This is a genomic window from Streptomyces sp. AM6-12, from assembly GCF_044327085.1.
Lineage (GTDB): Bacteria > Actinomycetota > Actinomycetes > Streptomycetales > Streptomycetaceae > Streptomyces.
In genome coordinates this window covers 1,643,828-1,665,012 of the sequence record NZ_JBIQWN010000001.1, presented here as the reverse complement: position 1 = coordinate 1,665,012, position 21,185 = coordinate 1,643,828, and the positions used below count along the sequence as shown (strand labels likewise).

22 protein-coding genes are annotated in these 21,185 nt (G+C 71.9%); 7 read left to right on the top strand and 15 right to left on the bottom strand.

The features are described 5' to 3' along the window. The first annotated feature begins 76 nt into the window (after window positions 1-76). Entirely contained in the window at window positions 77-1,531 is a 1,455-nt protein-coding gene (hemG, locus tag ACE4Q9_RS07475) for a protoporphyrinogen oxidase (protein ID WP_397983439.1), read from the top strand. A gap of 5 nt (window positions 1,532-1,536) precedes the next feature. Further along, window positions 1,537-2,268 (top strand): hydrogen peroxide-dependent heme synthase, encoded by a 732-nt coding sequence (gene hemQ, locus ACE4Q9_RS07470; protein ID WP_397983438.1) that lies wholly within the window; start codon window positions 1,537-1,539, stop codon window positions 2,266-2,268. 12 nt (window positions 2,269-2,280) lie between these two features. Here the strand turns inward: hemQ and ACE4Q9_RS07465 are convergent, their stop codons facing one another. The 4 genes from ACE4Q9_RS07465 to ACE4Q9_RS07450 all read right to left on the bottom strand — a co-directional run bounded on the left by ACE4Q9_RS07465 (window position 2,281) and on the right by ACE4Q9_RS07450 (window position 7,551). Further along, window positions 2,281-3,882, bottom strand: coding sequence for an alpha/beta hydrolase (locus tag ACE4Q9_RS07465; protein ID WP_397983437.1), 1,602 nt, complete (start codon window positions 3,880-3,882; stop codon window positions 2,281-2,283). Between the two features lie 131 nt (window positions 3,883-4,013). Continuing rightward, complete coding sequence (locus ACE4Q9_RS07460; RefSeq protein WP_397983436.1) at window positions 4,014-4,793, bottom strand: TIGR04222 domain-containing membrane protein; 780 nt, start codon at window positions 4,791-4,793, stop codon at window positions 4,014-4,016. Window positions 4,794-4,947: 154 nt separating this feature from the next. Further along, window positions 4,948-6,276: a DUF692 domain-containing protein gene (locus ACE4Q9_RS07455; protein ID WP_397983435.1), complete on the bottom strand. Its 1,329-nt coding sequence runs from the start codon at window positions 6,274-6,276 to the stop codon at window positions 4,948-4,950. Window positions 6,277-6,375: 99 nt separating this feature from the next. Further along, entirely contained in the window at window positions 6,376-7,551 is a 1,176-nt protein-coding gene (locus ACE4Q9_RS07450; RefSeq protein WP_397983434.1) for an MFS transporter, read from the bottom strand. On the opposite strand from ACE4Q9_RS07450, the gene ACE4Q9_RS07445 reads away from it, so the two are divergent. The 3 genes from ACE4Q9_RS07445 to ACE4Q9_RS07435 all read left to right on the top strand — a co-directional run bounded on the left by ACE4Q9_RS07445 (window position 7,535) and on the right by ACE4Q9_RS07435 (window position 10,379). Continuing rightward, entirely contained in the window at window positions 7,535-7,891 is a 357-nt protein-coding gene (locus ACE4Q9_RS07445; RefSeq protein WP_397983433.1) for a hypothetical protein, read from the top strand. The genes ACE4Q9_RS07450 and ACE4Q9_RS07445 overlap by 17 nt on opposite strands. A 770-nt stretch (window positions 7,892-8,661) precedes the next feature. Then, window positions 8,662-9,267: a hypothetical protein gene (locus ACE4Q9_RS07440; protein ID WP_397983432.1), complete on the top strand. Its 606-nt coding sequence runs from the start codon at window positions 8,662-8,664 to the stop codon at window positions 9,265-9,267. A 95-nt stretch (window positions 9,268-9,362) separates the two neighbouring features. Continuing rightward, the gene (locus tag ACE4Q9_RS07435; RefSeq protein WP_397983431.1) at window positions 9,363-10,379 is read left to right on the top strand and encodes a hypothetical protein; all 1,017 of its coding nucleotides are present in this window, start codon (window positions 9,363-9,365) and stop codon (window positions 10,377-10,379) included. Window positions 10,380-10,956: 577 nt separating this feature from the next. On the opposite strand, the gene ACE4Q9_RS07430 is transcribed toward ACE4Q9_RS07435, so the two are convergent. From ACE4Q9_RS07430 to ACE4Q9_RS07385, 10 genes are all read right to left on the bottom strand, one after another. Next, a complete protein-coding gene (locus ACE4Q9_RS07430) occupies window positions 10,957-11,289 on the bottom strand; it encodes a DUF6087 family protein (RefSeq protein WP_397983430.1) in 333 nt (110 codons plus the stop codon). A 65-nt stretch (window positions 11,290-11,354) separates the two neighbouring features. Next, window positions 11,355-12,485, bottom strand: coding sequence for a protein-L-isoaspartate(D-aspartate) O-methyltransferase (locus ACE4Q9_RS07425; RefSeq protein WP_397983429.1), 1,131 nt, complete (start codon window positions 12,483-12,485; stop codon window positions 11,355-11,357). Then, window positions 12,485-13,450 carry an ATP-grasp ribosomal peptide maturase gene (tgmB, locus tag ACE4Q9_RS07420; RefSeq protein WP_397983428.1) on the bottom strand — a complete coding sequence of 322 codons (966 nt, stop codon included), beginning with the start codon at window positions 13,448-13,450 and terminating at the stop codon, window positions 12,485-12,487. Before tgmB ends, ACE4Q9_RS07425 begins: the two co-directional genes overlap by 1 nt. After that, window positions 13,450-13,746 (bottom strand): putative ATP-grasp-modified RiPP, encoded by a 297-nt coding sequence (gene tgmA / locus ACE4Q9_RS07415; protein WP_397983427.1) that lies wholly within the window; start codon window positions 13,744-13,746, stop codon window positions 13,450-13,452. The genes tgmB and tgmA overlap by 1 nt, the downstream gene beginning before the upstream one ends. Before the next feature lie 229 nt (window positions 13,747-13,975). Next, window positions 13,976-14,275 carry a hypothetical protein gene (locus ACE4Q9_RS07410; protein ID WP_397983426.1) on the bottom strand — a complete coding sequence of 100 codons (300 nt, stop codon included), beginning with the start codon at window positions 14,273-14,275 and terminating at the stop codon, window positions 13,976-13,978. Between the two features lie 836 nt (window positions 14,276-15,111). Continuing rightward, entirely contained in the window at window positions 15,112-15,474 is a 363-nt protein-coding gene (locus ACE4Q9_RS07405; RefSeq protein WP_397983425.1) for a DUF6415 family natural product biosynthesis protein, read from the bottom strand. A gap of 8 nt (window positions 15,475-15,482) precedes the next feature. Next, on the bottom strand, window positions 15,483-15,695 hold the full coding sequence (locus ACE4Q9_RS07400) for a hypothetical protein (RefSeq protein WP_397983424.1): 213 nt from the start codon (window positions 15,693-15,695) through the stop codon (window positions 15,483-15,485). 148 nt (window positions 15,696-15,843) lie between these two features. Continuing rightward, window positions 15,844-17,028 carry a helix-turn-helix domain-containing protein gene (locus tag ACE4Q9_RS07395; protein ID WP_397983423.1) on the bottom strand — a complete coding sequence of 395 codons (1,185 nt, stop codon included), beginning with the start codon at window positions 17,026-17,028 and terminating at the stop codon, window positions 15,844-15,846. 214 nt (window positions 17,029-17,242) lie between these two features. Further along, window positions 17,243-17,485 (bottom strand): helix-turn-helix domain-containing protein, encoded by a 243-nt coding sequence (locus ACE4Q9_RS07390; protein ID WP_397983422.1) that lies wholly within the window; start codon window positions 17,483-17,485, stop codon window positions 17,243-17,245. Window positions 17,486-17,876: 391 nt separating this feature from the next. Continuing rightward, on the bottom strand, window positions 17,877-18,593 hold the full coding sequence (locus ACE4Q9_RS07385; protein WP_397983421.1) for a peptidyl-tRNA hydrolase: 717 nt from the start codon (window positions 18,591-18,593) through the stop codon (window positions 17,877-17,879). Between the two features lie 78 nt (window positions 18,594-18,671). On the opposite strand from ACE4Q9_RS07385, the gene ACE4Q9_RS07380 reads away from it, so the two are divergent. Both ACE4Q9_RS07380 and ACE4Q9_RS07375 read left to right on the top strand, forming a co-directional pair. Continuing rightward, the gene (locus ACE4Q9_RS07380) at window positions 18,672-19,565 is read left to right on the top strand and encodes an ATP-binding cassette domain-containing protein (protein WP_397983420.1); all 894 of its coding nucleotides are present in this window, start codon (window positions 18,672-18,674) and stop codon (window positions 19,563-19,565) included. Continuing rightward, window positions 19,562-20,233, top strand: coding sequence for an ABC transporter (locus ACE4Q9_RS07375; RefSeq protein WP_397983419.1), 672 nt, complete (start codon window positions 19,562-19,564; stop codon window positions 20,231-20,233). Before ACE4Q9_RS07380 ends, ACE4Q9_RS07375 begins: the two co-directional genes overlap by 4 nt. A gap of 3 nt (window positions 20,234-20,236) precedes the next feature. Here the strand turns inward: ACE4Q9_RS07375 and ACE4Q9_RS07370 are convergent, their stop codons facing one another. Beyond that, a complete protein-coding gene (locus ACE4Q9_RS07370) occupies window positions 20,237-21,100 on the bottom strand; it encodes a polysaccharide deacetylase family protein (protein WP_397983418.1) in 864 nt (287 codons plus the stop codon). Between the last annotated feature and the right edge of the window lie 85 nt (window positions 21,101-21,185).

Sequence of the window (21,185 nt, the reverse complement as noted above, 5' to 3'; positions counted from 1 at the left end):
AGGGTCCGGGACGCCACGGGACACGGGACCTACGGCCCCGTCCGCACTGTCAGTGGGGTCTGAGAGAGTGGGCACCATGAGCGCAACGGGTACGAGTTCGGGGCACACCGTCGTCATCGGAGCCGGTATCGCCGGTCTGGCCGCCGCCCACCGGCTGCTGGCGCGCGGCGCGCGGGTGACGGTCCTGGAGGCGTCCGAGCGGGTCGGCGGCAAGCTGCTGCCCGGCGAGATCGCGGGCGTGCGGGTCGACCTCGGCGCCGAGTCGATGCTCGCCCGCCGCCCCGAGGCCGTCGCCCTCGCCCGCGAAGCAGGGCTCGGGGACCGGCTCCAGCCCCCGGCCGTGGCGAGCGCCGCCCTGTGGACCCGCGGCGCGCTGCGCCCCATGCCCAAGGGCCATGTGATGGGCGTGCCCGGCACCGCCGCCGCGCTCGCCGGTGTCCTGTCCGAGGACGGCCTGGCCCGCATCGAACAGGACACCGTCCTGCCCCGCACCGAAGTCGGCGACGACGTGGCGGTGGGGGAGTACGTGGCGGCCCGGCTCGGCCGCGAGGTCGTGGACCGCCTGATCGAACCCCTGCTCGGCGGGGTGTACGCGGGCGACGCGTACCGCATCTCCATGCGCTCCGCCGTCCCCCAGCTCTTCCAGGCCGCCCGCGCGCACGCCTCCCTGACCGAGGGAGTCCGCGAGATCCAGGCCAGGGCCGCCGCGGCCCAGCAGAGCGGTCCCGTGTTCATGGGCATCGAGGGCGGCGTGGGCACCCTGCCGCTCGCCGTCGCCGAGTCCGTCCGGGCGCGCGGCGGCGAGATCCGCACCGGGGCGCCCGTCACCGAGCTGCGCCGGGACCCCGCCGGCGGCTGGCGGATCACCGCGGCCGGAGAGCGGCTGCACGCCGACACCGTGGTGCTCGCCGTACCCGCCCCGGCCGCCGCCCGGCTGCTGCGCCCCGAGTCCCCGGCCGCCGCCGCCGAGCTGGCCGCCGTCGAGTACGCCTCGATGGCCCTGATCACCCTCGCCTACCGGCGCGCCGACCTGTCCCTGCCCGCGGGCAGCGGCTTCCTGGTGCCGCCCGTCGACGGACGCACCATCAAGGCCGCCACCTTCGCCTCCCAGAAGTGGGGCTGGATCGCCGAGGACGACCCGGACACGGTCGTGCTGCGCACCTCGGTCGGGCGGTACGGCGAGACGGCGGTCCTCGGCCGGGACGACGCCGACCTGGTCGAGGTCTCCCGGCACGACCTCCGCGAGGCCGCCGGCATCGAGGCCGCGCCCGTCGAGACGCGGGTCACCCGCTGGAGGGACGGGCTGCCCCAGTACCCGGTCGGGCACCACGCGCGGGTGGCCCGGATCCGCGAGCACATCGCCAAGCTTCCGGGCCTCGCGGTCTGCGGCGCGCAGTACGACGGCGTGGGCATCCCCGCGTGCGTCGCGAGCGCCGAGGCGGCCGTCGACCAGCTGTCCGGTGATCTGCGCGGGGTCGAGGAGCTGACCGCCAACCCGGTGCAGAGCCTGCACGGCGGAGCGGGAGAATAGGAGCCATGAGTGACGACGCCCCCATCACCGAGTCCGGCAGGATCCCCAACAAGGGCAAGCTGGCCAAGGACCTGAACGATGTCATCCGCTACACCCTGTGGTCGGTCTTCAAGCTGAAGGACGTGCTCCCGGCCGACCGCGCGGGCTACGCCGACGAGGTCCAGGAGCTGTTCGACCAGCTCGCCGCCAAGGACGTGACGATCCGCGGCACGTACGACCTGTCCGGTATGCGGGCCGACGCCGACCTGATGATCTGGTGGCACGCGGAGACCAGCGACCAGCTCCAGGAGGCGTACAGCCTCTTCCGCCGCACCAGGCTGGGGCGGGCGCTGGAGCCGGTGTGGTCCAACATGGCGCTGCACCGCCCGGCCGAGTTCAACCGCTCGCACATTCCGGCGTTCCTCGCCGACGAGACGCCCCGCGACTACGTGAGCGTCTACCCCTTCGTGCGCTCGTACGACTGGTACCTGCTGCCCGACGAGGACCGCCGCCGCATGCTCGCCGACCACGGCAAGATGGCCCGCGGCTTCCCGGACGTGCGCGCCAACACGGTCGCCTCGTTCTCGCTGGGCGACTACGAGTGGATCCTCGCCTTCGAGGCGAACGAGCTGTTCCGCATCGTCGACCTCATGCGCCACCTGCGCGCCTCCGAGGCGCGGATGCACGTCCGCGAGGAGATCCCGTTCTTCACGGGCCGCCGCAAGGACGTGGCCGAGCTGGTGGCCGGGCTGGCGTAAGGCCCGGCCCGCTCATCCCGCCGCCCGCTTTCGGCCGGGGACGGGTTCGGCGCGGGGCGCGCAGGACGCGTTCCGCGCCGGGAGGCGGCCCCTCAGCAGGTAGTCGTCCAGATAGCCGTCGACGCACGTGTTGGGGCCGCCGCCGATGCCGTGGGTGCCCGCGCCCCGCTCGGTCACCAGCCGGGAGCCGGCCAGCCGCCGGTTCATGTCCAGGGCCCCCGAGTACGGCGCGGCCGCGTCCCGTTCGGCCGCCAGGAGCAGCACCGGGGGCAGCGCGCCGGGCCCGGTGCGCACGTCCAGGGGCTGCTGCCGGGGCTCCGGCCAGTACGCGCAGGGCAGGTTCATCCACGCGTTGTCCCAGGTCTCGAAGGGCGCGCGGCGGGCCAGCCGGGTGTTGTCCCGGTCCCACACCGCCCAACTCGCGGGCCAGGGGGCGTCGTTGCACTCGACGGCCGTGTACACGGCGCCGCCGTTCTCCGCTGCCGCGGCCGCCTTGGGATCCGGCGAGGCCAGTGTGACCAGCGGCTTCGGGTCGCCGTGCAGATAGGCGGAGAGGGCGGCGGCCCGGCCCGGCCAGTAGGTGTCGTAGTACGCGGCCGTCAGGAACGCGTTCTGCAACTGGCCCGGCCCGACCTTCCCGCCCGCCGGTCTCCGGGCGAGCCGCGCGGCGGCGGTGTCGTAGCTCGCCTGCACCTTCCGCGGCGTGTCACCGAGCCGGTAGACGTCGTCGTGCCGGGCGATCCAGTCCCGCACGTCCGCCCAGCGCCGCTCGAACGCGGCCGACTGGTCGAGGTTGCCGCGGTACCAGATCTTCGCCGGGTCCGGGTCCACCGGGGCGTCCAGCACCATGCGGCGCACATGGGAGGGGAACATCGCCGCGTACAGGGAGCCGTAGTAGGTGCCGTACGACGCGCCCATGAACGTCAGCCGGTCCTCGCCCAGCGCGGCCCGCAGGACGTCCAGGTCGCGCGCGTTGTTCAGGGAGTTGAAGAAGCGCAGCCCGGAGCCCGAGCGCCGGGCGCAGCCGCGGGCGTACGCCTTCGCCTCCGCCACGCGCCGGCGTTTGTACGACACAGAGGGCCGCGTCGGCGCCAGGGTGGGCGCCTTGCCGTACTGCCTCGGGTCCTCGCAGGACAGCGGCGCGGAGCGGCCCACCCCGCGCGGGGCGTAGCCGACGAGGTCGTACGCGGCCGCGATCCGTTTCCACACGGGGAGCGTGCCGGCCAGCGCGAAGTACATGCCGGAGGCGCCGGGGCCGCCGGGGTTGTACACGAGGGCGCCCTGCCGGGGGACCGCGCGCCCGCCGTCCTTGCCGGTGGCCGGGGTGCGGCTGACGGTCAGTTCGATCTGCTCGCCGTCCGGGCGGGCGTAGTCCAGGGGGACGGAGACGGTGCCGCAGCGCAGGCCGGCCGGGGGATGCGGGACGGCCGGCACCTCGGCGGGGTCGCAGTCGCCGTAGTTGATTCCGGTGGCGCGGGCGCGGAGGGCGGCGACGATGGTGCCGCGCAGCTCGGCGGCGGCGCCGACCGGGCCCGGCGCGGCACTCGCCGGGGCGGCGGTCAGGGTGGTGAGCAGCAAGGACGCGGCGGCCGAGCAGCGGGCGAAGGCTTTCATCCGGCATCCCTTCGGGCGCGGCGAGGCGGCGAACACCACGGATGTTTCGTTCCCGCGCGGAGGAAGGCAAGCACCGCACGGGCGGTGTCGGCCGCCAACGCGCCTGTGCGCCCCCGAGAGGCTCTAGCTAGCTAGTCCCGGTGTGGCGCGTCGCGGTGGGTGAAGGCCGCGCGCAGCTCCGGTTCGCCGATCGCGCGGATGCCGCGCAGCGCGACCCGGACGAGGAACGGCCGCTCGGCGCCGCCGCGCCGCCGCAGCAGCGCGCCCAGCAGCCGCTGCCCGGCGGGGGAGGCCCAGGGCGAGTACGGGTGCACCTCGAAGCGGGCCAGGACCAGGCAGCTCAGCGACAGTGTGAGGGGCAACAGGAACCACAGGCCGACCAGCAGGCGCGAGGTGCCGGCTTGGATGGGCAGCAGCAGCGCGGCGCCGCCGAGGACCGCGACGGCGAGCGCGGCGGCCCGCACCTGGCGCACCGCAGCGCCGATGGTGAGGCCCCCGGTGTCGGGCACGGCGAGACCACTGCGCACGAGGCGGTCGGCGAGGCGTCGTACGGCGTCGGCGCGGGCGGTGCGGGTGCGCACCGGCGCGATGCGCGACTGCCCGTCGGGGCCGATCGCGCCTATGACGGACCGCTCGATGTCGTCCCGGCCCTGCGGGTCGACGACGGTGGCCCAGCCGGTGTGGGCGAGGTGCAGGCGGCGCTGGCGGGCCATGGCGAGGAGGGTGACGTCGGCGACCCGCTGGGGTCCGCCGGACAGGAACGCCGCCTCGTACAGGGTCAGTTCGTGGTCCGCGCCCACCGCTTGGGGATCCGGGTCCGAGTCCGCGGCGCGCACCGCCGCGAGGCAGAGGCGGGCACAGGCCGTACCGGCGAGCGCCCAGGCGGGGAGCAGGAGAAGGAGCCAGAGCATGAGGTGCTTTGTATGTGAGGGACGGAGGCGTGCGCGAGGTGATTTTCACATGCGGAGGAGAGCGCGCCGGTTGGGCGTCCGCCGCCCGGCCCGGGGAGCGTCGTGGCTGGTCGCGGCCGCGCGCCGAGACAGTCCCGCGCCCCTTCCGGCCGCCTCAGGACCGCCCCCGCAACAGCCTCCGCGCCGTGCGTGCCACCCGTCCCCTCGGTGCCGGGCCCGACCGGTCCAGCCACCACTGGCGCAGCTCCCGCCGGGGGAGCCCCGGCCGCTTCCCGTCCAGCAGGAACGCGGCGAAGTCCAGCGCGTCCCACCGGTACCCCCCGCGCATCGGCCGCTCCCGCGCGTACTCCAGGAAGGCCTCCCGGTACGACACCCCCAGCAGCACCGGCAGTTCCGGCGCCACCTTCGCCACCACGTCCGCCCGCTTCGCCGCGAGCGCCCGCGCCTGCACGCCGAGGCGTACCCGGTCGAACCCCTCGGGCACGGGCGCCCCGGACACCAGCGAGGACAGCACGGCGGCCTGGGCGACCCCGAGCCGCTGCCGGGCGTCCTCGGCGTCCGTGTCACCCGGGGCATCCGCGTCGTCTCCGGTGTCCGCGTCGTCCGCGCGGTCCGTCCGCACGGCCGGAACGGACCGCTCGACCCCCTCGGTAACCTGTCGCCCGCCCTCCACCACCTTCCGGATATCCGCCAACTCCCGCTCCAGCTCGGCTGGTTCGGGGAAGTCCTCGTCGCGTTCCAGCAGCACGCCGGGCGGGGCGGCACGGGAGGCGAGGTCGGCCAGGATGCCGAGCACCGCGTCCGGCACCGGGTGCGCGTGGCTGTCGTGCCATACGCCGTCGCGCTCGACGCCGCCCGCGACATGGACATACGCGATCGCCTCCAGCGGCAGCCCGGCCAGCGCCTCGGCCGGGTCCTCGCCGCGGTTGACGTGGTTGGTGTGCAGGTTGGCCACGTCGACGAGCAGCCGCACGCCGGTGCGCTCCACCAGCTCGTACAGGAACTGCCCCTCGGTCAGCTCCTCTCCGGGCCAGGAGAACAGCGCGGCGATGTTCTCCACGGCGAGCGGCACCGGCAGCGCGTCCTGGGCGATGCGCACGTTCGCGCAGAGCACGTCGAGCGCGTCGCGGGTCCGCGGCACGGGCAGCAGATGGCCGGCCTCCAGATGCGGCGAGGCGGTGAGCGCGCCGCCCGCCCGGACGAACGCGATGTGCTCGGTGACCAGCGGCGACCCGAGCGCCGTCACACGCTCGGCGAGCGCCGCGAGCCGGCCGGCGTCGGGCCGCTGCGCGCCGCCGAGCCCGAGGGAGACCCCGTGCGGCACCACGGTCACCCCGCGCTCCCGCAACCGCACCAGCGACTCGGGGAGATGGCCCGGACAGACGTTCTCCGCGACGACCTCCACCCAGTCGATCCCGGTCATCCGCTCCACGGCCTCCGCGATCTCCGGCCGCCAGCCGATCCCCGTCCCCAGTCTCCCCACGACCGTCCCCCTCTCCGCCCCCCGGCGCACGCGTCGTACATGACCCGGCCACCCGGCCCCGAACCCTGCGCGGGCCGCCTTCAGAGCAACATTTGAGGTTCAGGCCGACCGCACGTCCCGGCCGATCCGGTTGACGCGGTACAGGTCCGGGACGCAGAGGTTGAGCAGGGTCGCGGTGGCGATCAGCGCGGCGCACGCCAGGAGCACCCCCTGGCTGCTCCACACACGGGTCGCGAGCGCGGTGAGGAGATAGCCGAGCGGGATGGCGAGCCGTTCCCCGACGCCGTTGAACGCGCTCATCCGGCCCTGCTCCGCCGTCGGCACATGCTGCTGGAACGCGGTGTTCCAGGCGACGACCGCGACATCGAGCGCGACGCCCGCCAGGAAGGCTGCCCCCACGACGAGCGGCAGCGGCATGCTCCAGGCCATGGCCGCCGGCGGGAGCGCGAGCCCGCCGCCCGCGGCGACCGCGACCGCGAGCAGCCGATACGGCTTCCACCGCAGGCAGACCAGGGTCCCGGCCAGCAGGCCGCAGGAGAGGGCCGCCTGGACCAGGCCCCAGTCGCGTGCCCCGGCGTACCGGCGGGCGGCGACCAGGGGGCCGAGCAGTTCGAAGCCCGCCAGCCACGCGGCGACGAGGAGCGTACCGGCGGCCGTGTACGTCCACAGCCAGGTACGGGACCAGAAGCCGGTCCACCCCGCCCGCAGGTCGGCCAGGACGCCGCGCGCGGTGGTGGGCGGGGCCGCCAGGCGCAGTCCGAGCAGCAGCACGGCCGCGGCGGCGAAGGTCGACGAGTCCCAGGCCAGGGCCCATGCCGCGCCGCTGAGGGCGACGATGAAGCCGCCGACGACCGGCGCGAGCACCCTGACCGTGTTGCCGGGGAGCCTGAGCAACACGTTGGCCTGCTGCACGTGCTCCTCGGGCACGATCTGTGCCACGGCACCCTGCGTCGCCGGGACGATGAACGACGCCGCTGTTCCCGACACGAAGCCGCACACCGCGATGGACACCGTCGTCGCCTGTCCCGTGGCCACGGTGACGGCCAGCGCACCCTGCGCGGCCGCCGCGACGATATTGCCCAGGAACAGGATCCGGCTGCGCGACAGACGGTCGGCGAACAGGCCGCCCATGAGCAGGAACAGGATGGTGGGCGCCGTGTTCACGGCGAGCACGAGCCCGAGCGACCCCGCCCCTCCGCCGCCCTCGATGACCGAGTAGGCCAGCGCGAGCGGCGCCATCGCGGACCCGCTCGCCGAGATGAGATTCGCCGCCACGAACCGCCGGAAGGCGGGGATCCAAAGCGGCGTGCCGACCGGCTTCGGCGGCTCGTTCGTGGTCCCCACGTCACCGCAGCGCCGGATGGTCCGCCACCACCGTGCACGAATCCGGGGCGATCCCGATGTCCTCACCACCACGCACCCCGACGACCCCGGTCGCCACCTGATTGCCATCAGCAGTGACGTGCCGGTGCTGCCCAGGGAAGCGGCGGTGCGCGCCCTCGAAGGCCACGGCTTCGTCATCGAGGCCGCCGCTGACGAGGACGCGAGCACCGATCACGGCTGGAGTCAGATTGCCGCAGAGTGGTGGACCGCTCCGTGTCAGCCGATCGCTTGACGAAGCGAAGGAATTCGAGGGCATTTAAGTGAACAGTCGTACACTCGATTGACGACGAATTAGTTAAGTCGAGTAGTGTGCGCGCGTACTACTTTGGCGCTAATCTCGTGTCACATCGAGCGCATCTATGGGTTCGTTAGGGTGGGGTAGGCACAACGTGAGACGGGGCTGCGAACCGGGTCGGCCCGCAGCCCCACAGCGACTACCGTCGGACTAGGCGTGACCTGCGCTGGCCAGCTGTACGTACAGCTGGAGCAGGCCCACTGTGAAGCACAGGAAGCCCCAGTCCGGCGGTTCATTCCACCTCGGCATAGCTCTCACCTCCCTTCCGGGGTTGCAGGGAAGGGCGATGCCGTTGGGGCCCGCCGCCGCCGACGTTATGGCGCTACGCGACGCTTCGCGGCTCGGAATTCGAAGAGGACTGGAATTTCCGATTCGTGTTCATTGGCTTTCGGATAGGGTGCAAGAATCTGATCGATTTGGGCAAATGAGTCCTATGAACACTTCTGAGATCGGCTTCGTCCTCATCGTCGGCACCTTCGTGATGGCGCTGCTGATGGCCCTCGGCGTCCTGCCGCGCTGACCGGCATCCGCTGGCGCCGGGTCGAACGGGGTCGGCGTACCGGGCGGCCGTACACCGGCTGCGTGAACCCGTGCGCTCGGGAGGGGGAGGACCCCAGCCCGCCCACAAGGTCTCCACACAGCGCCTGGGCCGTCACGGCTCGGCAACAGCCGCGCCTACTCGGGCGCGTCATCGCCAAGCTGGGCCGGTGAACCTTGATGTCAACAGTCTCGTCAACCTTGCTGCCACGCTCGGCGCCGTCGCGCTCGGCTCATGGCTGACTGCCCGTACCACCGCCCGCGCCGACGCCAAGGCAGAGCAAGGCGCACTCGGAGCGCAGTTCGACGCGATGGTGCATGCGGTAGCGGATCTACGCGCCGCCGTAGACGCCAACCGCTCCCTGTGGAGCAACCCCATGGAGACAGCCCGCGCGGGCATGTTGGCGACTATGGCCGCCCTCGGCGTGGCCGCGTTCGCCAAGGAACCGAATTGGCACAAGGCGGCCGCCGGGGCGGGAGGAGCCGCCTGGATCCTCGCCCAGGAGCGCGCCCAGGTGAAGACCGCTACGGCCTCCATCGTCCCGAAACTCGCAGCGGTCGCCCATGCTGCCGCTCCACTTCTGCGTCACTCCAACGCAGGGATACGGGAAGCCACTGACGGACTCATGGCCAGCGTCTTCCGATACCAGGGGACGGGCAGTACTCGCGAAGTTGAGACTGCGGCGGAGAACTTCGGGCGCGCAGTGCAAGCCGTGCTCAACCCGGCCCCGCGACGACTGCCGTGGCGGTGGGGTAACCAGGGACCGGCGATGTAGGTCGACGCGCGCGGCTTGGCTCGGCAGAAGCCGGATGCGCCGGTTGCTGACCAGCCCTGAGAATCACAGCACCAGCCCAGGCATCGGGAGTTTCAATGGCATCCACTCTGAGCGCGGACGTCGTGCAGCGCCTTGCGTATGTCCGCTTCCTCTACCGCGAGGGCATCGAGCAGAGCCGCCAGCCCCCTCCGCTGCGGTCGCGAGCCATCACGTCCTTCCACGACGCCGTCGAGAACTACCTCGGCACCGTCGTCCAACACCTGAACATCGACGTGAACAAGGCGCCGGAGTTCATCGCGTACTGGGCGCTGATCAAGCCGAAGTTCGAGTTGCCGAAGAGGGACTCCATGAAGCGCCTCAACGACGCTCGCGTGGCGCTCAAGCACAACGGCACATTCCCCTCCGAGCACCAGATCGAGCAGGCCCGCCAGACCCTGGATGATTTCTTCACCACGGTCACGCCGAAGGTCTTCGGGGTCGACTTCGACTCCATCGACATGGTCGATCTTCTGACCCAGCCCGAGACGGCCCGACTACTCCGCGAGGCTCAGACACACGCCGACATAGGCGACTACCCCATGGCCATGGCCGGGCTCATGCTCGCCTTCGACGCCCTCTTGGATCACTACTCACGAAGTGACCGCCCCATTACGGGGGAGTCACCGTTCAAGTTCGGTGAGTTGCCGTACATCATGGACGAGCCGCGCATCGACGGTCGACACGCCAGCGCCAACAAGAGGCTGAAAAAGCTTAGCGAGTTCGCCGCCGTCACACAGCGTGCAATGCGGGCCATCGCTCTCGGCATCGACTACCCAAGCCTGGCCAGGTTCAGGGTCCTGGCCCCGCGGGTGACGGGCTACGCCAACGGTACACAGCGCTTCCTCGACACTCCGTCTGCACAGGCGCTGACTGCGGACGACTACGACTGGGCGCGGCACTTCGTCATCGAGTCAGGCTTGCGTGCCGCTCGTGCCGACGAGATCCGCGAACTCCAGGAGCGCAACTTCCAGAGGAACTGGAACCCTCAGGAACCGTTCGGGGAGCGGACCTGGCCCGGCCCGGTCGGCGGGACGCCCGAGGCGGAGGAACCGTCCGTGTTCGATGAGGTGTAATAGGCAGCCATGCAAAGTGCGTGGCGTGCTGCCGACCTTCCGCCGCGGGTCCCCCAGGCGGGGTTGGTGGACTCCCACAGCGCCGGGTCGTCCAGGTCGACGCCGGCCATGTGCTCCAGGTCGCCGTGAGGCCCCAGTCGCGGTAGCCGAGCGAGTCGTCCCCTCCTGCTTCGGCTCGCTCGCGCAGGTGGTACATGCCCGCAACCGGGGCGCCGGGGGCGGCCAGCCCCAGCGGTCCGGCCGGGCCATCGGGTCCGCCGGGACCATCCGGGCCGCCTGGACCTTCTGGTCAGGACGGCAAGGACGGTCAGGACGGGCAGACTTGCCCCGACGGCTACAGCCTCCAGACCTCCGCCTCCGACCCGGACGCGCTGGTCTGCCGGAGGGAACCCCAGCCGACCGACAGCGACAGCACCACGCCCCAGGCCGGGCCCGGCCCTCAACGCCGCCAGTACTGAGCACCGAGCCCCCCGCCGCGGGAACGCGGCGGGGGCTTCTCGGCGTGTCTGGATGAACAACGCGGAGGACCCCGCTCGTTCGTCTCGGGGTGACAAGCGAGCAGGGCCGGCTTGCGGATCTACTGTTCTGGCGTGCCAGGGCGGTAGAAGGGCTGTGTGGGTCGCCAGGGCTCGGGCATGGGTGGCAGCTTGCTGAAGACCGGCAGCGGAACGCGCTCGGCGCGGGCGTTCGCGTCCTTCCCGGTCTCGGCAGCCGCAGCGGTCTGGCCCTCGGTGACACCGGCGGGTGTCCACTGCCATCCGTTCCACTCCTGGATGACGCGCGGCGTGTCCGGGCCTACATGCGTGCCCTGCTCGGGCCGGTCGCCGAGGGGAGTGGCCCGCCGCTCCCCGCGCGCCGGGCGGCGCCGCTCTCGGCGTTCTGCCCATTGCTCCAGGGGTTCGTCGTCCATCAGTCCCTCCCTCGTCGGCCGTCTTCAGTGTGCCGTGCAGCCGCGCGCCCAGCTACCCGCGCTGGTCACAGCGTGGCCGCCCAGCCGCCCCGCGACAGCGTCGTCTCGCCGTCGGGGCTGATGGTGACCTGCGCCCCGTAGACGGGGAGTTCGCCGTGCTCCAGCCACCGCTGGCGGATTTCGTCCAGCAGGTCGTAGAGGCGGCGCGGGCCGCCCTGGTGGACGGTTGCGGTGTTCTCGCCCGGCGCGGTGCGGGCGCGGGCCCATGACCCGTCCGGGTGGAGCATCCACGTCAGGCGGCCCCCGTGGTCATCGGTGCCGGTGCGGTGCTCGATTCCCGGCGCCATCAGGGACAGCATCGACCACACTTCCCACGCCTGCATCACGTCCAGCACCGGGAACGGTGAGAGGGTCACCTCTCCTTCCTCTTCCGCGCTGGCGGTGAACAGCTCATCGAGCTGGGGCGGGTAGTCGGCGCCCGTCCGGGTGGCCATGAACGAGGCCCGGTCCCACTCGACCTGTCCGATCGCGCCGCCGTCGGGAGTCTTGTCGGCCGTGACGATCAGCCCGGTGCCCGCGATCGTCGTCACCAGGCGCCCCTGCGGAGCCAGGCTGCGCAGCCACGAGGCGGGAATCCGGGGCACGGACACCATGGACACGATCCGGTCGAAGACACCGGGCAGGCCGGCGGTGGCATCCGCGGTGACGACGTGCGGGCGGTGGCCGATACGCTCCAGCCGTTCGGCCGCAGCCTCGGACAGATACGCATCGACGTCCAGTGTCGTCACCATCTCGTCGCCGAGCCGGTGGCAGGCCAGAGCGGCGCTGTACCCGGAACCGGTGGCCACGTCCAGCAGGCGCAGGCCCGGCGCAAGACGTCCGTGCTCCAGCATCGACACGACCAGGCTCGGCAGTGTCGATGACGAGGTCGGCAGCCCGATCACCGTCTGCCTGGGAACGGCGTGGTCGGCGTGCACAGGCCCGATCTGCGTGACGAGCGTGGTGTCCGAGTAGGCAGCACCGGCCCATGCCTCCTCGTCGGCGGGACCGTCGGCCACCTGCCAGCCGCCCCCGCCGGGCGTGAACCACCGCTCCACCAGAAGGTGCCGGGGCGTAGCGCTGACCGGCCCCCACCAGTCCGAGCCCGGATACGTGACCTGGGCCGCGAGAGCGGCCGCATACGGCTTCCAGTCCATCAGCTGACTCCTTGCAACTCGTCGGCGATCGCCTCGGCGATCGGCAGGCCGGTCGCACCCTGGATCCAGTCCCACTGCCCGCACGGGTTGACCTCCAGGAACGTCCACCGCCCATCGGGACCCACGACGAAGTCGGCAGCACCATAACGCAGTTGCAGCCGGTCCATCAGGGCGAGCATCCCCTTCGCCACCGCATCGGGAACCGCGCTGGTGGTGTAGGTGAGTGAGCCGTAGTCGCTGCGCCAGTCCTCGTGCGCGGCGTCGCTTTCCGCGTGGATGGCCGCGGCGAACAGCTGCTTGCCGACTACGGTCAGCCGCACCTCATACGCCTTATCCACCCACGCCTGGAACAGGTGCGCGGTCACGCTGACACCGCGCAGATCGATCAGGTCGGCTTCGGTCAGCCGCCGGGTGTAGACGGACTTGAGGCGGCCCTCCTCGATGAGCACGGGCGAGGACACGGGCTTGCACACCACCGGGCCGCCGATCTGGGCGGCGAACTTCTGCACGTCGGCCGGCCGGTTGGTGATCAGCGTGGCAGGAATCCGCAACCCGCACGCGTGGGCGGCAGCGAGCTGCACGGGCTTGTATTCGGCGCGCGCCATCGCCGTGGGATGGTTCACCCACCGGCAGTCCAGCGCGGACAGGACACCGCCGAGGCCGGCACGGGCCTGGGCGGCGGCGAATCTCTCTTCCGGGCCGGACATTCCCCTGGGGAATTGGAACGCCCCAGGGGCGCGGTAGTACACCGCGCCGACCTGGGACAGCTCCACCGTCCGGTACTCGGTGGCGAGTTCGCCCGTCCACGCCTGACCCTGGTCGATCCGGCCGGCCAGGGCGAGTCGCTGCGGGAAGTCGGAGGTGTCCATGCGGAACACCTCCACGCTGCGGCTCTCCAGCTCGATGACGACCCGGTCCGTGGGCCAGTCGTCGCGAGCTGCGACGATCAGAACGGGCGCGGGCATCAGTCCTTCGGCCCCTCGTCCAGCGGCGGCGGGTTCTTGACCGACCCGTCCGGCACCGTCGGATTGTGGGTGTTGGCCATGCAGGTCAGCAGGCCGCCGTCGTAGGAGATGCTGACCTGCCGTCCCTGGTCGTACTCGTGCGCCGGGACGGGGATGGCCGCGGTGGAGTCCGGGGTACGGGCACCTCGCAGCGCCCACGGCCGGGTGTCGGGTCCAGACGGTGCCTCCTTGCTGTAGGGGGTCCTGCCTCCGGGCGGGGTGAGCGGAAACGCTTCGCGGTCAAGCGCTGTTGTCACGTGTTTCTCCTGTCGTTGATGGCGCGGCGGGTGCCGAGCCCGATCGTGCTGGTTACCGCACCATCGCCCAGGGCGGCGTTGGTGCGGGGGCCCGGCGCGGGAAGGTACTTGCCGCGGGGGAACGGGAAGGTGGGCTCCCCGCGCCGGGAGTCGTGTCTGCCCGGTGGTCCGGGCCAGGTGGTGTCCGGCCGTTCGTCAGGCGGATCGCTGCTGCTGGCGCGCAGTGCGCTTACAACAGCCGCGCGACGCCTTCGGGGAGGAACAGGTCGCGGGCCCGGTGCTCGGCCCACCTGTCCGCGGGCTCGGGCAGCTTGGCGTACTTGGGGCAGAGGGGGCAGTCGTCGCCGTGCGGCTCGGGTACTTCGTCCGGGTGCTCCGTGGCGATGTGCCGCGCGACGTTGATCTGCTCGGCGAAGCAGCCGGCGTCCGCCGCGACCTTCCTGGCCAGGAGGACCAGCAGCTGCCAGCAACCGTCACAGGTGAACATGAACGGCATCGGCACCGGTAACTCGTTGCCCTCGCCGGCCATCAGCGGTGGTCTTCCTCGTCCGCCGTCGCACCGTCGGTGGGCACCTCGTACGCCGGCACGACTCGCAAGACGCCCTTCGACCTGCGCCGGGCACGGCACTTCGGGACGTGCACGTAGCTGTGGTACGCCAGTCGGAGCCGATCCAGGTCACAGGGGCGACAGTGGGGGCGGAAACGTCTTCCTGCGCCTTGCAGCAGATGAGGTTGACGAGCTTGCTGCCGGTCGCCGTGTCGACCGCTGCGGCGTGAGCCTCAGCGAGCGGCATCGCAGCGGGGCAGTGACCACCGAGCTGGCAGGCGGTGCAGTCCGCGACGTGCTCGGCCCATACAGCGAACGTCTTCACCTTCACGCCCCGCGCCTCGATGCACGGCGGGCAGGCGCGCGGCTGCCACACGGGCAGCATGCCGTTCAGAGGCCGCAATTCGGTCGGGTCGCCGGCCGAACACCACATGCACTGCTCCCCGGCATGCTGCTGTTCGCTCATCTCACCGGGTAACGGCCTCTCGTGAAGCAGGATGAGCCGATTGATCCAGGCTTTCTCCTCGGCCGGGTCGAGGTCCGGCTCCGGCGGCTGTGGCTGTGCGGGTTCCATCGTTCCGTTCTCCTTCGTGGCGCGCACCCCGCCCAGGGTCTTCTGGGACTCCGGGCGGGGCGGCGGCCCGCCGCGCTCGTGGTGGAAGGCGAGCCGCTGCCTTCCGGCGGCGGGGCTGGTGGGGTGCGGCCCTGACCCGAGACGGCCGCCATGGGGGTGCGTCAGTGCGAGGCCCTCGTGAGCACCAGGGCGAGGGCAGGGGCAGTCACCGCGGCCACGTAGACGAGCAGGCCGACGGTCACCTTCACGGCGCGGCGTTGCCCTCGTAGTGGTCGAGGAGGGCCCGCAGGACGCGTGCCAGGCGGCGGGCGTACTCCACCTCGCCGTCGGGGCGGGGCGCCGACCGTGCCGCGAGCTTGCCGCGGGCCTCGCCGACACACGCGCTCGCGCAGTACCGGCGGCTGCTCTCCTTCGGCAGCTGGGCGAGCTTCTTCCCCACCTCGGGGATGAGCATCTCCAGGTGGCCGCGCAGTCGGCCGATGAGGATGTCGACGTCCTCGGGCACCAGCGGCGCCCCCTCCGTCTCCCCGTCGGGCCCGAGCGTCACGGACACGGTCTGCCGCATCGTCGCGATGTCCACGGGCTCGGTACCGGTGGTCTGCTTCACGGGGGCGCTCACCGGGTCACCGGCCGTCCGAGGCGGCAGAGCGGGCACTGGCACGCCGGGTAGGAGTCGGACTGGGGCAGCGGCGGCTGCTTGCCATCGACGGCCACGGTGACGGTGCCGCGGTCCTGGGTGATCGTGCCGGAGCGGTCCACGGTGTAGACGCGCATCGTCATCCGGCCACCCCGTGCGTTCACGGAGGTCTGGGCGGTAGCGTTTGTCATGTCGACGCTCCCTCTCGGGTTCGAGCGTTGGCCATGCCCCCGGACCGTGGACGCGGTCGCGGGGGTTTTCCTAAGAGCAGGATGCCGACACGAAAAGGCCCTAACTATCAGACCTCACTGATAGTTAGGGCCAACAGTTTACGGAACGTCACATGCCAAGCCAGGAGCCATAGTTGCTGAATGAGTCAGGCATTCGACGCCTCGCCGCATCCAGCCCGGCGTATGTCTCGCGGACCGTCGGGTGATAGCGGGTCTGCTGCGGAGCCAGCTTGCGCGCCTTGAGCAGGCTCTTGAAGGCCGCGTCAGTCTGGCCCGTCCACATTTGGGCTCGTGCGACCTCCGCGTGGTGGTGGGCGAGCCGGGACGGCGGCCAACCATCCGCAATCACCATGTCCTCTGCCTGGCGTACGGCCTCCGGGTACAGGTCCAACTCCGCAAGCACGCTTACTCGATGTGCGCCTACGTTCGTAGGCCCGAAGGACAGCCAGTGAACCTTCTCCGCCGGCCCGGTGCGCTTCGCGATGCGGGCCGCCTCGCCGAGGTGTCCCTCGGCGGTGGCAGTGTCCTTGTCCCGGCCGGCGAGTACGGCGGCGCCCAGGTGTAGCTGACCGGTGACGACATCCAAGACGCGCCCAGGCTCGGCCTGTTCCAAGGTGGCCATGCCGAGGCGGACCAGCCGTTTGCCTGTCTTGTAGTCGCTGGCTCGCAGGTAAGCCAGGGCGCGCAGGTACTGACGCATGCCGCCCAGTACGGGGTCGGAAGCGCGCTGCGCCGCCCAGTCCATGCGGTCCAGGGCGACCGTGCACAGGTCGGGGAAGCCGAGCTTGGTCGTGACGTCGTACGCGGTCCGGTAGGCGCTGGCCAGCAACTGCCAGCTGCGCGTGCTGCTGCTGATGTGTGCTGCCGTCGTTGCCTCGTGAATCAGCCCTGGCAGTTCCGTCGCGACCTGCTTGATGTTCGTGGCGCGGACCTGCGCGCACAGCTGTTCGGCGTGCTCCTCCAGAGCTTCCAGCGTGCGCGGATGGACGTCCGGATCGGGCCCGAGGTCGTAGATGTTCAGTGCCTCACGGATCGGGTTGATGAGGCCATCGAGCTGGTCCTGCCGCAGTTCGTCAACGTACGGTTGCCCGTTGAGGTCGGACACCGGCACGGACAGGGCGCGTGCCAGCGCGCCGACCACCGAGGGGCTGGGCGGCATGACGCCCTGCTCGACCTTGGTGATCGTGCTGTAGGACACGTGGGAAAGCTCAGCCAGTTCGCGCTGGGTCAGGCGACGGGCTTTACGCGCGTGCGCGATGCGTGTGCCCGTGTGTTCTTCAGAGTGCGGGGGCATACTGGACTCCGTTCTGAACTCGACACTCAGAACGGTACCCCTTGCGGCAACGGGCGTACCTGGTACGGGCCTTACGGTCATCGACCGTGAGGCCCGTCCATATTTGCAACGAGGGGCAGCGTGCAATCCGATCCCCGTCGGGAGAAGCGTGCCCACGGCGCTATGGCCCCTTGGCTCGCCGGGCGTGCGATCGCCGCCTGGAGCTGAGGCTCGACTACGAGGTGCTGGTCTGCATCAGCGTCACCATGTCCTTGTCGAGGGCTGTGGCGATGCGAAGCAGATCGCTGTAGCGAGGGTCGCCCTCACCCGCCTCGATGCGCTGAAGGGTGCGCCGGGAGATGCCGGTGGCCTCGGCGAAGGACTCCTGGCTGTGGCCGGCCGCAGTTCGCAGGTCGCCGATGCGTTCACCTAACGCGCGACGTCGCGTCATGATCCATTCCGGTTCGTCGCGGGGCACTCGACAAAATTGGACTGATCATGTTCAGACTCAGCGCCAACCGTGGCGCTTTTCCTGATGGTGTATCAGGTAGCTGCGGACGAGTGGACGCCCGCTCCGCCTGATGTCCCGGAAGGCCCAGGCGGAGCGGGCCCGCGACATCGATTACCTGCGAGGTGATCGACCGGCTGTGCGGGTCTCCTGCACGGTGGTAGCGCGGACAAAGCAGAGCCGGGATCGGCTCCACAAGCGCCCGTCCCTGGCTGGGATCCGGAAGACCCTGTCGGGGACGGGCTCCCGCCGCACGGCTCCCGAGTTCTGCGATCTCTAGAAGCTCCTCCCGGTTGTGCTGCTTCATTGCACGCTCGGCACGTTCGCCCACATCGGTACTGCGGCAGCCGTGCATGGATGGTCACGGCTGTCGCAAATGTCCCAGCGGTGCGAAGTGCTCGCCGCCCTCCACTGCAAGAGTTAGGCCGGGGGCGATCTCCGTGAAACCGGCGTCCCGGACCAGTGGCAGGTCGCTGTGGGTGAGGCGGGTCCAGTCGGCGGGGGTGGCCGTGCGGACGGAGAGGGGGTAGCCGGCGGCCCGCCAGGCGGTGCGGGCGCTGTCGGGCAGGGCCCACCAGGCGAGCTGGGCGCCGTGGCCGGTCTGGGCCATGGTCTTGCCGGCGGACATCGCGAGGTGGGGGTTGAGCCAGAGGACGGGGGCGGTGCGATCGGCGTCCGAGGGCGGATCGGGGTCGTCCAGTTCGGTGCCGGACACCTGGAGCTTGGCCAGGTCCTTGGGCCAGCCGTCCAGCGGGATCGGCGGGAAGACCCGTACCTCCGCGGACCTGCCGGTCACCGTGATGCCGGGCAGCGTTCCGGCGCGCCGCCACTCGGCGCCGCGGGCCCGCCGGACCACCTTGCGGATCCGGGCGTCCTCCCAGTTCCGTACGGCCTGCGCCCACTCGCCGTCGCCGCGGGCCCGTTCGTCGCCGAGCAGCGTCAGGACCGCCCGCGCGGACGTCTCCAGGGCGTCGGTACGGGCGGGCGGCGCGTCGCGCTCGATGCGGACGACGAGGGGCAGCACGTACTGCGGGGCCTCGTCACGGGGGTTTTCGGCGGGGACCGGAACATCGCTCACGAGGGGCCACCCTACGAAGCCGGGCGGGCGCCGATCAACGCGCGTCCCGGATCGGGCGCCCCAGGGAAGAATGAGCCCATGCACCGTGACCTGCGACTGACCGCCGTGGGCCGCCGCTACGGCGTCCGCGGCCCCTGGGTGTTACGAGGCGTCGACCTCACGATCGCCCCCGGCACCCTGACCCGGATAGAGGGGGCGAACGGCACCGGGAAGTCGACCCTGCTGCGCCTGCTCGCCCGGCTCGACGCGCCCACCGAGGGCCGGATCACCGGCCGCCCCCGCACGGCCTATGTGCCGGAGCGCTTCCCGTCCGCGCTGCCGTTCACGGCCGCCGGGTACCTGACCCGGCTCGGCACCGTCCAGGGACTGTCCCGCGCGTCCGCCGCCCGCGCCGCCGGGACCTGGCTGGAGCGGTTCGGCGCGGCCGCGTACGCCGGGACGCCGATGGCGCGGCTGTCCAAGGGGAGCAGCCAGAAGATCGCCGTCGCGCAGGCGCTGCTCGCCGACCCCGAACTGCTGGTCCTGGACGAGGCGTGGACCGGGCTCGACGCGGACGCGCGCGACGAGCTGGAGCGGGCGGTGGCCGAACGGACCGCCGCGGGCGGCGCCGTCGTCTTCGTGGACCACGACCCGCGACGGCTGGCGGGGGCGCCGGACGCGACGTACACCGTGGCCGGCGGCGGGGTCCGGGCCCGGACGGGCGGCGGCGGTCCGGGCCTCGGGGCGCTCGCCGTCATCGTCGTACAAGGCGCCGGACCACTGCCGTCCGACGCGGCACGGTTCGTCGCCACCGCCGAGGAGACCGGCCCCGGCCGGCACCGGCTGACCGTCCCCGCCTCCCACTCCGACGTCCTGCTGCGCACCCTGCTCGCGACCCGCCCGCCCTGGCACGTCGTCAGCGTCACGCCACCCCCCGACGCCGGGTCGCCGCCCGGTGCCGAGCCGTCCCACGATTCCGGGAGCCGGGCATGAGCGCCCTCCTGCGTTACCACGTCGAACTGCTGCTGCGCTCGCAGCGGTGGCTGGCTCCGGTGATCCTGTACGCCGCGTTCCTCGGCGTCGGGGTGCAAAGCGGCCAGCCGGTGCTGGACTCGCTCGGGTACACGGCCGCCGGGCTGCTGCCGGTGTCCGCCTGGCTGGTGCGAATCTGCGTCACCGGCGAACCGGCCGCCGCCCGCGCCGTCGTGGCCGCGCCGCACGGACCCGCGCGGGCGCACCTCGCCTGCCTGCTGACGGCGCTGCTCGCGGCGGCCGTCCTCGGTACGGCGGCGACGCTCGTCGTCACCGTGATCAGCAATCCGGCGAGCAACGGCGCCCAGATCAGGGTGGACCGGCTGAGCGCCGGTGCCGCCGGGCTGGCCGCCGTGTACGCCTGCGCCCTGCTCGGCGCGGCCGTCGGCGCGCTCACCCACTGGCCGCTGCTGCGCTCCGCCGGGCGCGCGGTGCCCGCGATGCTGCTGGGCGCGCTGCTGGCGACGGTGCTCGCCGGCTCCCCGGCGCAGGCCGCGGTCAGCGGCCTGGTCACCGGTTCGCAGTCCGGGCGGGTGCCGGTGCCGCTGCTGCCGCTGGCCGGGGCGGCCCTGCTGGCGGGCGCGGCCTTCGCCGTGGCCTGCGCGTGCACCGCCCGCAGGACGCCCTGAGCGTCAGCGGTGGCCCTGGCTCGCGGCGATCATCTGGGAGACCTTCACGAAGGTGTAGCCGCGCTTGCGCAGCTCCGGTACGACGGTGCGGACGACCCGCTCGGTGGTCGGGGCGGCGCTGCGGGTGCAGTGCATGATGACCACCGAGCCGGGCCGCACCCCGTCCAGCACCTGCTTGGCCACCGCGTCGGCGTCCGTCGCGAACGCGTCCCCGCTCACCACGTCCCACTGGATCGCGGTCACCCCGAGCCCGCTGAGCGCGCGCAGCGACGGCTGGTCGTAACAGCCGCCCGGGAAACGGAAGTACGGCAGCGCGTTGCGCAGGCCCGCCTTGCGGAAGGCGGTGTACGCCCGCTCGACGTCCGCGCGCGCGTGGTCCGCGTCGATGGTCGGCAGGCCGTAGCAGCTGGGGGTGAACGCGTAATGGCTGTAGGAGTGGTTGGCGACCTCGAACTGCGGGTCGCCGCCGAGGCTGCGGGCCTCGTCCGGGTACTGCTCGGCCCACCGGCCGGTCATGAAGATGGTCGCGGGCACCTTCAGCGTGTGCAGGGCGCCGATCAGACCGGGGTTGTCGAAGTGCTCGCCGGCGGCGGCGCGCGGCCCCTCGTCGGCGGTCATGTCGGCGTCGAAGGTGAACGCCACGATCTTGCCCTTGTCGCGCGGGCCGTGTTCGAACACCGGGGTGAGGCCGCCGGGGCCCGGAGTGAGCACGGGCGGGCGGGTGGCGGACGGGGAGGCGGAGACGGGGGACTTCACCGCGGCCGGGCGGGTGCCGGCCGCGGGGCCCGCGGTACCGCAGGCGGCGAGGGCGGCGCCCAGGGCGCAGGCGGCGGTGGCGGCGGAAAGACAGCGTGCTAGTGGGATCACCGTACGAACGTAGGACTGATTGACCGTTTGTATGGCGATATGTTCCGCGGCACGGCGGTACGGTCACCCGCGCGGCGGTCGCCTC

What these genes read in the sequence shown, in the direction of transcription:
- ACE4Q9_RS07465 (WP_397983437.1), bottom strand. Translation starts at nt 3,882, where the DNA reads ATGAAAGCCTTCGCCCGCTGCTCGGCCGCCGCGTCCTTGCTGCTCACC.
- ACE4Q9_RS07445 (WP_397983433.1), top strand. Translation starts at nt 7,535, where the DNA reads ATGAGATTCGCCGCCACGAACCGCCGGAAGGCGGGGATCCAAAGCGGC.
- ACE4Q9_RS07410 (WP_397983426.1), bottom strand. Translation starts at nt 14,275, where the DNA reads ATGGCCGGCGAGGGCAACGAGTTACCGGTGCCGATGCCGTTCATGTTC.
- hemQ (WP_397983438.1), top strand. Translation starts at nt 1,537, where the DNA reads ATGAGTGACGACGCCCCCATCACCGAGTCCGGCAGGATCCCCAACAAG.
- ACE4Q9_RS07395 (WP_397983423.1), bottom strand. Translation starts at nt 17,028, where the DNA reads ATGCCCCCGCACTCTGAAGAACACACGGGCACACGCATCGCGCACGCG.
- ACE4Q9_RS07430 (WP_397983430.1), bottom strand. Translation starts at nt 11,289, where the DNA reads ATGGACGACGAACCCCTGGAGCAATGGGCAGAACGCCGAGAGCGGCGC.
- ACE4Q9_RS07425 (WP_397983429.1), bottom strand. Translation starts at nt 12,485, where the DNA reads ATGGACTGGAAGCCGTATGCGGCCGCTCTCGCGGCCCAGGTCACGTAT.
- ACE4Q9_RS07380 (WP_397983420.1), top strand. Translation starts at nt 18,672, where the DNA reads ATGCACCGTGACCTGCGACTGACCGCCGTGGGCCGCCGCTACGGCGTC.
- hemG (WP_397983439.1), top strand. Translation starts at nt 77, where the DNA reads ATGAGCGCAACGGGTACGAGTTCGGGGCACACCGTCGTCATCGGAGCC.
- tgmB (WP_397983428.1), bottom strand. Translation starts at nt 13,450, where the DNA reads ATGCCCGCGCCCGTTCTGATCGTCGCAGCTCGCGACGACTGGCCCACG.
- ACE4Q9_RS07375 (WP_397983419.1), top strand. Translation starts at nt 19,562, where the DNA reads ATGAGCGCCCTCCTGCGTTACCACGTCGAACTGCTGCTGCGCTCGCAG.
- ACE4Q9_RS07435 (WP_397983431.1), top strand. Translation starts at nt 9,363, where the DNA reads ATGGCATCCACTCTGAGCGCGGACGTCGTGCAGCGCCTTGCGTATGTC.
- ACE4Q9_RS07460 (WP_397983436.1), bottom strand. Translation starts at nt 4,793, where the DNA reads ATGCTCTGGCTCCTTCTCCTGCTCCCCGCCTGGGCGCTCGCCGGTACG.
- ACE4Q9_RS07400 (WP_397983424.1), bottom strand. Translation starts at nt 15,695, where the DNA reads ATGACAAACGCTACCGCCCAGACCTCCGTGAACGCACGGGGTGGCCGG.